An 8,966-nucleotide genomic window follows, 5' to 3' on the forward strand; every position below is an offset into this window, starting at 1 on the left:
CTCCTCAGAAAAGGGTGGTTGGCTCGGCGGTGCAGCGGTGTTCGGCGAGGTGTGGGTGGCCGCAGTCGGGCGGGTGCGGTGGTGTCGCCCAGCGGAGGCGGGGCGGGGAGTGCGGCCCGGCCTGGAAGCGGCACCACACGAGCCGGTTGGGTTCCCGGGCGGCGGTCTGCTGGGCGGGGGTGAGCGGTGTGAGGTCCACGACTGCTTTGAGGGCGGCGGTGTGGCCGACCCACTGCACGAGGACCGGGGCCGCGCACGTCGGGCACCGGGTGGTGGCGGCGCCCGTCGCGCGCGGCCGGCTCATCAGGCCGCGTCGATCTCGTCGAGGGTTCCGGCGTCCGTGCGCCGCTGGTACATGTCCCGCTGGAGGCTGCGGAGCCGGTCTGTGGTGAACGCGTCGGCCGCGACCTCGATCGCGGTGACGCGGACCTTGACCGACGGGTTCTTGTCCTCCTCCGGGCCGGGCTCGGTGCGCTCGCTGTGGGACAGCTCGACGACGGCCATCCACCGGCCGGCGCGCTGCTTGAACATGGCGTCGGCGAACGGTTCGAGGGCTTCGGCGACGTCGGTGAGAACCTTCGAGTCGATCTTCACGTCGGCGTCGATGCGGATCGGGGTGCTCATGCTGCTCGTGCTCCTTCGGTTGTGGCCGCCGGGCAGACGGCCTGGTGGGTGGCGCGGATGTGGGCGACGAACGCCTTGACGGCGTCTGGGCCGGTGACGGTCTCGGATCGGTAGTTGCAGGCGGCGCACTCGTAGCGGGCGCGGGGCTGGCGGGTGTAGCGGATCTGTCCGGCGCGGTCGCCGTGGCGGATCTCGCGGCCTTCGCCGCAGTCGATGAACAGGGCCGCGGTGACCCGCTGGCCGGTCACGCTGCGGCCTTGTTGCGGGCCTTGGCCTTCTGGCGGGCCTCGCGCCGCTCGGCGTTGTGGGCCAGGCGGCAGGACTCGTCCACCGGCTCGTGGTTCCTGACATGCCGCTCGTACGCGGCGGGCGTTCCGCAGGGTGCGAGGGGCCTGGTTGATGCCCGCTTGGGCTTGGCAACCAGGCCGGGGACGGCCTTGTTACGGCCGCGGAGGTAGTACCGCTGCCCGCCTGTGAGGCCGCCCCGGATCCCGAAGCGGGATTCCTTGGACTTGCCGCCTTCCTCCGCCATGGCCTCGGCGAGACACTCCTGAATGACAGGGCACGTGCCGCAGATGCCTTTCGCGTGCTTGGTGCCTTTCTCGTCGCTGGGGTCCGGGAACATGGCGTCGGGGTCGGCTGCCAAGCAGGCGGCGGACGCTCGCCAGTTGGGGATGTAGGGGAGGCTGATCCCACGAGTGCTGGTCACTGGGCCACCGCCGGCACCTGCTCGGGCCACTGCACCTTCACCAGGGCGGCCGCCGCGCGCTCGGGGACATCGGCCAGGCGGTAGCCGAGCCAGTCCATTCCGGCGGCCATCGCCACGTAGGCGTCTGCCTCGTCGTACCGGGCGGATCCTTCGGTGTGGACGCCGTACCGGTCAGCGACCGCCGAACGGATCTCGCCCTTGCTGGCCTTGCCGTAGCCGGTGCCGTACAGCTTCAGCGACGACGGCGGAATGACGGCGTACGGGATGGAACGGCGGTAGCAGATCTGGCGGACGAGGACGCGGAGCCCGGCGAGGTCTTCGTGGCCGGCGAGCGCAGCGTGTCCGTACGACGGGCCTTCCATGACGACGAGGTCCGCGGCCTTGATGTAGCCGGTGATCTGGGCCGTGAGGTAGTGGAGCCGGTGGTCGCCGCGGGTCTTGGTGCGGACGTGGGCGGTCCAGCCGTGTCCCGCGATGCCGGTGGACGTGAGGGACAGGTCGAGTCCGATGACGAGGGGCTTGGTGCCCGCGGCCGGGCGGGCGATCAGCCCGGCCGCGGGGGTCTCGATGAGCGTCACAGGACGGCTCCGTTCTCGTGGCGGGGGATCAGCGGCCACTCCGGCGGGCAGTACGCGGCCGGGTCGCTCTTGCGGAGGTACTGCTGCAGGCTGGCGGCCTGCTCGGCAGCCCACTCGACCTGCGCGGCGTGCAGCTCGGCGAGCGACATCGCGGCCAGACGCGGGACGCGGGAGCCCTGCCGCCAGGCGACACGGCACGCGGCGATCGCGTCGGCGTCCGCGGTGTGCGCCTCGCCGATGGAGACCTCGTAGTGGGCGCACAGGTCGGTGAGGCGCCGCTTGCCCTTGCGGTACTTGTCGGTGGCCTTGTCGATGACGAACGGGTCCACCACAGGGCCGGCGGGCAGCGGGGCGAGGCCGTAGCGGGCGGCCTCGCGGTCGAGCATGGTGAGGTCGAAGCGGGCGTTCATCGCGACGACCGGGATGCCGGCGGTGATGATCTGGCCGAGCGCGGCGAGGACTTCGGCGACAACTTCCGCGGCCGGGCGACCCTCCGTGCGGGCCTTCTCGGTGCTGATGCCGTGGACTGCGGCGGCCTGCTCCGGGATGTCGATGCCGGGGTTGGCGAGCCACGTTGCCGAGGCGGTGGGCTGTCCGCCGCCGCACTGGACGACGCAGGCGGTGACGATGCGGTCGTTGTCGACGTCGATGCCGGTGGTTTCCAGGTCGAAGCCGCACAGGCGGCCGAGGTACCAACTCATGCGCGGGCCCCCGATCCGGGAGCAGCGACCGCCGGCCAGGCAGCGGCCTCACTGTCCTCGACGACCTCGACCGGGTACGCGCCGTCCTCGTCGGGCCCCTGCTCGTCGTCTGTCGTACCGCTGTTCTCGGTGTCCTTCTCCGCAGCGATCGCCATGAGCTGCTTCGACAGCGGGTCGGTGCCCTTCGGGTGCACGGCGCCCGCGGTCTGGGCCTCCATCCACAGGTCGCGGACGTCGTCCGATGTGAGCGAGCCCTTGGCCTCCGCGATCCAGTCCCGCCCGGGCGCGGCCTCGATCGCGGCGACCGCCCGGGACCCGGTCGGGTCCAGCGCGAGCGCGGTCGACAGCGGGCCGGACAGTGCCTGCCGCGGGGTGATCCCTCGGACCTCGACGACCACGACCGGGAAGTGCTTCGTTTTACCGCCCGCTACCCGAGACCGCGGCTCGATCCGCAGCGTCACCGGGACGAGGCCCTGTCCGTTCGTGCCGGACAGCACCATGTCGACGGTTCCGGCCATCTCGTTCGCGGCGTAGAAGCTGTGCGTCTCGGCCCGCCACACGCCCAGGTCGGGCATGTCGGGGAGCATCACGTTCAGGCGGGTGGTGGCGGAGCAGACGCTTCCCTTGGGCTGCTGGTGCCACTCCTCGCCGAACTGCCGCAGGCAGATGCATGACTGGCGGGAGAGCTGCTCCGTCTCGCCATCGCAGCGACGCATACAGCCGCCCTTGTTCCACATCTCGTTGTGCTGAGACAGCGGGTCACCCGGCGGCAGGAGCGCGTCGAGCTGCTCGGCCTCTGTGATGACGCGGAACTGTGGGGCCCCGGCGCCCTGCGGCTGCCAGCGCTCGACGGTCCCGCCCCACGCTGCGGCGGCCGCCTCGACGTAGTGCTCGGCGTGGGAGGTGACCACCCACGTCTTGGACTTGACCGGTCGGGGCCGGCCGTTGGGCTTGTCGCTGGGGACGGACCAGCCGGTGCGCAGGCGGCCGAGCTCGCGGGCCTGTCGCTGCATGGTGATGATGCGGCCACCCATGGTCAGGCTGCCTTTCGGTTTTGGGGCGCGGCCGGAGCCACGAGCGCGGGGTACGAGGAGGGTGCGGCGTGCAGCCAGCGGGTGCCTTCGATCAGGCCCCGGAACGCGCGGTGCGCGGTCCGGTCGGCGGGCATCGGCACCAGGGCGTGAGACTTCGCGCGGAGGTTGAGGACGCCGGCGCGCTCGATGCGCGGCATGGGGGCGTCGGTGTCGTCGGGGAGGAGGACCGTCTCGCAGAAGCGGAGCGCGGCGAGCTGGAGAGTGTTCTCCGGGTACACCGACTTCGCCGGGCGGGTGGCCGACGACTTGTAGTCGATCAGCCACAGCTCCAGGCGCCCGCCGGGGCCGGTCGGCAGCCAGATCAGGAGATCGGCAGTACCGGCGTAGCCGAGGCGCCGGTGGAAGCAGGTGATCTCGGTGGCCTCGACGTGCTTGTCGAGGTCGACGCCCCACGACGCGAGCCACAGTTTCAGTTGCTCGGTGTACGGGGCGACCTCCGGGTCGTCCGCGACGGGGGCGCCGAGGACGTGTGCCTCAGCGGCAGCGTGGACGCGGTCGCCGAGGTCGGCAGCCCGCTCCTTGGCGTCGCGGTGGATCGCCTTCAGCTCGCGGGTGAGGGCGGGCCGGTCGACGAGGACGCGGCGCACGATCGGCTTCCAGTTGTCGAGGAAGTGCTCGACGGTGAGCTTCACGCCCCATGGCACGAGGGCCATGGACTTGTTGACGGCGGTGTCGATGATGTTGGTGACGGAGACGAGGTCGGGGCCCCCGGCGGGGTCGCTGTAGTAGCGACCCCGCTCGGTGTCCCGCGCGTGGCGCGGCTGAGTCACGCGGCAGCACCACCTTGGCGCGGCGCCGGGACCGCCTTCGGTGCGGCGATCGTCCGCAGTCGCTCCGCGAGCCGGAGAACCTGCTGCCCGTACACCGGGACCCGGCCCTCGTCCGCGACCTCGGCCAGCAGGTCGGCAACCCGCTCGTCCCGCTCGTGTGCGGCGTGGGAGTCCTGGCCCTGGTGCGCGGCCTGCCGGGCGCACTCGGCGATGTGGACGAGCTCGGAGAGCAGCCCCTCGCCGTCCTCCTCGGCCGCGGAGGCCAGGTTGAGCAGCACCGACGAGAGGTAGTGCGTCATGTCGAGGGTGGCGCCAGTGGGGAGCGGCTCGACGTGGATGCGGAACGGCCCGTCGACGGGCGTGCGGTCGGTGCTCACAGGACGCTCCCGAGGGTCTCGATCGTGGTCGTGGTGCGCGGGGCGAGGGCTTCGAGGGCGTGATCGAGCTCGTCGACGAGGTGCCGCTGCTCGGCCAGCTCGCCCTCGTGCTGCCGGGCGGCCAGCTCGGCGGCCATGCGGGCCTGGAACTGGCAGTTGCTGCACGGCTGGCCGTAGGTGTAGCCCGCGCCGCAGGTCCGGCACGTCTGGATCGGCGCGGGCTCCAGCGCCTCCAGCTCGGCGATCCGGTCGCGGTTGGCCCTCAGCTGCTCGGCCGCGTCGGACAGGGCCTCGTTCGTGGTGTGCCGCTCGGCCTCCAGCTCGGCCACCCGAGCCCGCAGCCGGTCCACCTCGTCTGCGGCCTGCTCCGCCAGCTCCGCGCACTCCCCATCGGGGCGAACCGCTCCACGGCTGAGCTTGTCGGCCATGCGCCATACGGCCTCGGCCTTCGCCCGCTTCTCGCGGTTCGACGTCCCGTACTCGTGCGACTTCTTGAGGAGCCACGCGACGATCTGCGCGTCGCGCTCGGCCTGCACCTCAGCACGGTGGTTGGCGGCGCTCTCCGGAGACTGGAGCAGCTGAGCCGACTCCAGGGCGTACGCCCACGACACCGGCAGCGTCTTGCCCTGCTTCAGGGCGGCGAGGATCACCTCAGCCGCGGCGTTCACCGCGCGGGAGTTCATGCCGCACCGCCCAGCGTGCGCACCGGCGAGAGCCAGGCACGGATCGCCGTCGGCGTCCACGGGTACGACGGGCCGTCGCCCTGGTCGGCCGGGTCCTGCGGGGAGTCGCACACCATCAGCGGCTCGCCCTCGGCGGTGAGACCGGCCTGCCGCCACACGTCGCCGTCACGGTCCACCAGGACCAGCGCGACCGGGACGGCCGGGATGGGGGCGGTGAACTCGACGCGGATCGTGCGCCGTTCACCGCTCGGGATGTTGGTGGGGTGGGTGATACTGGTACTCACGGTGTCCTCTTCTCTTGGGGTTGAGGTGCCGAGGGGCTGTTGCGGACCGGCCAGGGTCCTGACGGCCCCGTTCTTTTGGGTCAGGCGGACGCGGCGAGCGCGGTGGCCTGCTCGGCCATCCATGCGCGGACCCGGTCCGGGTCGAAGCGCCGACCGCGGAACGCGGTGGGCTCCAGGGGGCAGCCGTTCTTGACCCACTCGTTGACGGTCCAGTTGGAGACGCCGTAGAGGGCCATGAGCTGCGCGGTGGTCAGGAGGGGGCTGATGCCGGCGGGTCGGAGGATCTCCGCGCGTTCAGCGAGGGTCTGAGTCGCCATCGGGGCTAGACCTTTCTACCGTTGCGGTTGAAACTGAGGGCATGTCGAAGAGGTCCTGGAGGGGCTCATGCACCACCGTGGCGATGAGCCATGCGGTGCGGAGCCGGCAGTGGTCGGCGGCTGTCTCGCCGCTTCCGGTGATCTTCGAGACTGTCGCCAGGCTGATTCCCTGCCCTGCTACATCGACGGCCTTCGTGGCCTTCGCGAGCTTCGCCCCGGTGAGCCCGCGGCGCTTCATTGCGCTGCGGATTGGCTTGCCGTGGTCCTTGCGGAGCAGGTGGGTCATGTATGCCTCGCGCTGGTCGTTGGCGACGAGCGGTTGTCCCGTCGTCGTTGATACTTTTCTACCGTATCGGTTTCGATGAGGTCAAGCATGTTGGCGTGAGTTTCAGTGAGTTGCGATTCGCTGTGGCGCGCGTCGAATGACTGTTCTAATCTGTCTGCATATGACAAGCGCAACGGCGCGCGACGGGGAGGTCACGCGCTGCTGTGTGATCCCGCCATGCTTCTACTTTTACTTGCAAAAGTAGAAGATCCGCAGGGATAGTTACCCACGTGGATAGCCATGGGGAGCGCGCCGAAAACCTTGCGCAGCTGATCAAGCGCATTCGTGACACGTACAACGTCAACGAGTCGCAGATCGCGCGCGCCATCGGTGTCACCCCCGCCACCGTCAACTCGTGGACCCAAGGCCGGCGCGGCACCAAGCGCGGCCCTAACCCGGAGAAGCTGCGCGCCCTCGCGCGCGAGTACCCGAAGTTCACCGAGGTCGAGATCTTTGCCGCCGCCAACCGTGCGGCCCCCGGCCCCCTCAGCCAGGACGCCGAGGAGCAGCTCCTTGACCTGTTCCGTGGGCTGACCGAAGAGCAGCAGCGGATGAAGCTCATCGAGCTGAAGGCGCTGAACGACTCCAACAAGCGCTAGCCCGCCGTACAACCATCTGCCGCGGTCGCGGGTCTAACCGAAATGGACTCCGCCACTCCCTGTGAGACTAGGGCGACTTGGCGTACGCAGAGTGGTCGCATATTCACCTACAAGGGGGTACGGTCGGACGAGCGGCCTGCCCTCCCCCTGGCCGACGGTCAAACGTCGCCTGCCTGCCCGGGGGGTTCCCATGTGCCTTCGCGTCCGATTCGCACCGCTCGACCCGCTCAACTTCCAGCCGTACGACGCCGACGGGAACACGGTCACCCTCCCCGACACGCTGCCACCATGCGCGTGCTTCGTAGCCCTTCGGGCCGTCCTTGAAGAACTGGCCATCGCGCAGCCCCTCAACGGTGCAATCTGCTGGTGCGGGGCGCCCGTTGTGATGCTGCCCCGCGTTCCCAACCAGCGGAGGAGTGGCCAGGTGACCAACCGTGGCGCGTAAAACAGCGAACAACCCCAGGCAGCTGCGAGAGAAGGGCTGCGGCTGCGCCCTGTGCAAGGAGAAGTACCCCGAGGCGACATACGGCGCCCGCAACAGCCGGCGCGACTGCACTGGCTCATGGCAGGCCCGGTACCGGGACCCCGACGGCGCGCAGAAGCAGAAGTGCTTCGCGATCAAGGACGGCGGGCGTAAGGCCGCCGAGGCGTTCCTCGACAACGTCCGGACGAAGGTCCGTGAGGGCACGTACCAGGACCCGAAGCGCGGCGCCATCACGGTCGACGAGTGGTGGGCAATTTGGTGGCCGACAGTCAAGGTCAAGTCGGTGACGACGAAGAACCGCAAGCTGTCGGCCTGGACGGTCCACGTGCAGCCGAAGTGGGGAAAGCGGAAGCTCAACACCATCACGTGGATTCAGGTGCAGGACTGGATCACGAACGAGGTGAAGGGGCACGCCACCCAGAAGAAGGCGCTGGAACTGCTGCGGCACATGATGGTCGCCGCGCTCCGCGACCGGCGGATCACCCTCAACCCCACCCTCGACATCGAGGTGTCCGCAGCGCCCGCCAAGCACCCGGACGACCTCATCCCGCCGACGGCCGCGCAGTGCGAGCTGATCCGCCAGCAGCTCACCGACTACTACCTGCCGTTGGTAGTGTTCGCCGAGGAGACCGGTATGCGCTGGGGTGAGTACACGGGCCTGAGGGCCTGCAACGTGGACCTCGGCAGCGCCACGGTGAAGGTGAAGGAAGTTCTCATCGACGACCGGGGCCGGATCCGGCGGAAGCCAGCGCCGAAGAGCCGGGCCGGGTTCCGAACCGTGCCGCTGACGCCGAAGGCCGTCGAGGCCGTCGAGTCCATGATGGCGACGTGGGACCCTGCAGCCACGGAGTCGCCGATCGGCGACGGCGAGGATCTGCACGAGGAAGAGCTCATCTTCCGGGGCCCGAGGGGCGGCGCGCTGACCCGACCGAACTTCCGAAGGCACTGGATCCCCGCAATTCAGGCCGCTGGCCTGGCCCGTGAGGTCACCAGCCCGGAGACCGGGCGCAAGGAGATCTGGCCCCGGGTCCACGACCTGAGGCACACGTTCGCGACGAGGCTGAAGGACGCGGGTGTTCCGGAGAAGGATGTCCAGGTCATCATGGGGCACGAGCGGGGCGGCCGGGTGACGTGGCTGTACCAGCACGCCGGCCCGGATCTGGTTGAGGAGGTGCGGTCCGCGCTGGTCAGCGGCCGTCACCTGCGGGCGGTGTCTTGAGGTGCGGATGCCACAAGATGCCACGCGGATGCCACATGACCCCCTCACGGAGTCTCGTTGTCCCTCACTGGGGCTCACTCTTGGGGGCGCCGGGGCACCGCACCGCCCCTCACCTGCGCTCATCCCGCCTCACGGAGCCTCATGATCGCCTTACGGTTTCTTACAAAGCAGATGTCGGCGGTTCGAAACCGTCCGCGCCCAC

General features: G+C 69.9%; 14 protein-coding genes. 2 read left to right on the forward strand and 12 right to left on the reverse strand.

What is annotated here, in order from left to right; genetic code table 11:
* Positions 1-4 precede the first annotated feature (4 nt).
* The 12 genes from AB0D99_RS32065 to AB0D99_RS32120 form a co-directional block, all read right to left on the reverse strand.
* Positions 5-304: a hypothetical protein gene (locus AB0D99_RS32065; RefSeq protein WP_362370354.1), complete on the reverse strand. Its 300-nt coding sequence runs from the start codon at positions 302-304 to the stop codon at positions 5-7.
* On the reverse strand, positions 304-624 hold the full coding sequence (locus tag AB0D99_RS32070; protein ID WP_362370357.1) for a hypothetical protein: 321 nt from the start codon (positions 622-624) through the stop codon (positions 304-306). Before AB0D99_RS32070 ends, AB0D99_RS32065 begins: the two co-directional genes overlap by 1 nt.
* Positions 621-872: a hypothetical protein gene (locus AB0D99_RS32075; protein WP_362370360.1), complete on the reverse strand. Its 252-nt coding sequence runs from the start codon at positions 870-872 to the stop codon at positions 621-623. The genes AB0D99_RS32070 and AB0D99_RS32075 overlap by 4 nt, the downstream gene beginning before the upstream one ends.
* Positions 869-1,333: a WhiB family transcriptional regulator gene (locus AB0D99_RS32080; RefSeq protein WP_362370362.1), complete on the reverse strand. Its 465-nt coding sequence runs from the start codon at positions 1,331-1,333 to the stop codon at positions 869-871. The genes AB0D99_RS32075 and AB0D99_RS32080 overlap by 4 nt, the downstream gene beginning before the upstream one ends.
* Entirely contained in the window at positions 1,330-1,911 is a 582-nt protein-coding gene (locus tag AB0D99_RS32085) for a hypothetical protein (RefSeq protein ID WP_362370365.1), read from the reverse strand. The genes AB0D99_RS32080 and AB0D99_RS32085 overlap by 4 nt, the downstream gene beginning before the upstream one ends.
* Complete coding sequence (locus tag AB0D99_RS32090) at positions 1,908-2,612, reverse strand: 3'-5' exonuclease (RefSeq protein WP_362370368.1); 705 nt, start codon at positions 2,610-2,612, stop codon at positions 1,908-1,910. Before AB0D99_RS32090 ends, AB0D99_RS32085 begins: the two co-directional genes overlap by 4 nt.
* Positions 2,609-3,646 carry a hypothetical protein gene (locus AB0D99_RS32095; protein WP_362370371.1) on the reverse strand — a complete coding sequence of 346 codons (1,038 nt, stop codon included), beginning with the start codon at positions 3,644-3,646 and terminating at the stop codon, positions 2,609-2,611. Before AB0D99_RS32095 ends, AB0D99_RS32090 begins: the two co-directional genes overlap by 4 nt.
* Before the next feature lie 2 nt (positions 3,647-3,648).
* A complete protein-coding gene (locus AB0D99_RS32100; protein WP_362370374.1) occupies positions 3,649-4,476 on the reverse strand; it encodes a hypothetical protein in 828 nt (275 codons plus the stop codon).
* Positions 4,473-4,853 carry a hypothetical protein gene (locus AB0D99_RS32105; RefSeq protein WP_362370377.1) on the reverse strand — a complete coding sequence of 127 codons (381 nt, stop codon included), beginning with the start codon at positions 4,851-4,853 and terminating at the stop codon, positions 4,473-4,475. The genes AB0D99_RS32100 and AB0D99_RS32105 overlap by 4 nt, the downstream gene beginning before the upstream one ends.
* Positions 4,850-5,536 carry a hypothetical protein gene (locus tag AB0D99_RS32110; RefSeq protein WP_362370380.1) on the reverse strand — a complete coding sequence of 229 codons (687 nt, stop codon included), beginning with the start codon at positions 5,534-5,536 and terminating at the stop codon, positions 4,850-4,852. Before AB0D99_RS32110 ends, AB0D99_RS32105 begins: the two co-directional genes overlap by 4 nt.
* The gene (locus AB0D99_RS32115) at positions 5,533-5,820 is read right to left on the reverse strand and encodes a hypothetical protein (protein WP_362370383.1); all 288 of its coding nucleotides are present in this window, start codon (positions 5,818-5,820) and stop codon (positions 5,533-5,535) included. The genes AB0D99_RS32110 and AB0D99_RS32115 overlap by 4 nt, the downstream gene beginning before the upstream one ends.
* 80 nt (positions 5,821-5,900) lie before the next feature.
* A complete protein-coding gene (locus tag AB0D99_RS32120) occupies positions 5,901-6,137 on the reverse strand; it encodes a helix-turn-helix domain-containing protein (RefSeq protein WP_362370386.1) in 237 nt (78 codons plus the stop codon).
* A 555-nt stretch (positions 6,138-6,692) separates the two neighbouring features.
* On the opposite strand from AB0D99_RS32120, the gene AB0D99_RS32125 reads away from it, so the two are divergent.
* Complete coding sequence (locus tag AB0D99_RS32125; RefSeq protein ID WP_362370389.1) at positions 6,693-7,061, forward strand: helix-turn-helix transcriptional regulator; 369 nt, start codon at positions 6,693-6,695, stop codon at positions 7,059-7,061.
* A gap of 434 nt (positions 7,062-7,495) precedes the next feature.
* Complete coding sequence (locus AB0D99_RS32130; protein ID WP_362370392.1) at positions 7,496-8,764, forward strand: tyrosine-type recombinase/integrase; 1,269 nt, start codon at positions 7,496-7,498, stop codon at positions 8,762-8,764.
* The last annotated feature ends 202 nt before the right edge of the window (positions 8,765-8,966 follow it).

This window comes from Streptomyces sp. NPDC047971, assembly GCF_040653355.1.
Lineage (GTDB): Bacteria > Actinomycetota > Actinomycetes > Streptomycetales > Streptomycetaceae > Streptomyces.

What these genes read in the sequence shown, in the direction of transcription:
- AB0D99_RS32065 (WP_362370354.1), bottom strand. Translation starts at nt 304, where the DNA reads ATGAGCCGGCCGCGCGCGACGGGCGCCGCCACCACCCGGTGCCCGACG.
- AB0D99_RS32070 (WP_362370357.1), bottom strand. Translation starts at nt 624, where the DNA reads ATGAGCACCCCGATCCGCATCGACGCCGACGTGAAGATCGACTCGAAG.
- AB0D99_RS32090 (WP_362370368.1), bottom strand. Translation starts at nt 2,612, where the DNA reads ATGAGTTGGTACCTCGGCCGCCTGTGCGGCTTCGACCTGGAAACCACC.
- AB0D99_RS32095 (WP_362370371.1), bottom strand. Translation starts at nt 3,646, where the DNA reads ATGGGTGGCCGCATCATCACCATGCAGCGACAGGCCCGCGAGCTCGGC.
- AB0D99_RS32110 (WP_362370380.1), bottom strand. Translation starts at nt 5,536, where the DNA reads ATGAACTCCCGCGCGGTGAACGCCGCGGCTGAGGTGATCCTCGCCGCC.
- AB0D99_RS32120 (WP_362370386.1), bottom strand. Translation starts at nt 6,137, where the DNA reads ATGGCGACTCAGACCCTCGCTGAACGCGCGGAGATCCTCCGACCCGCC.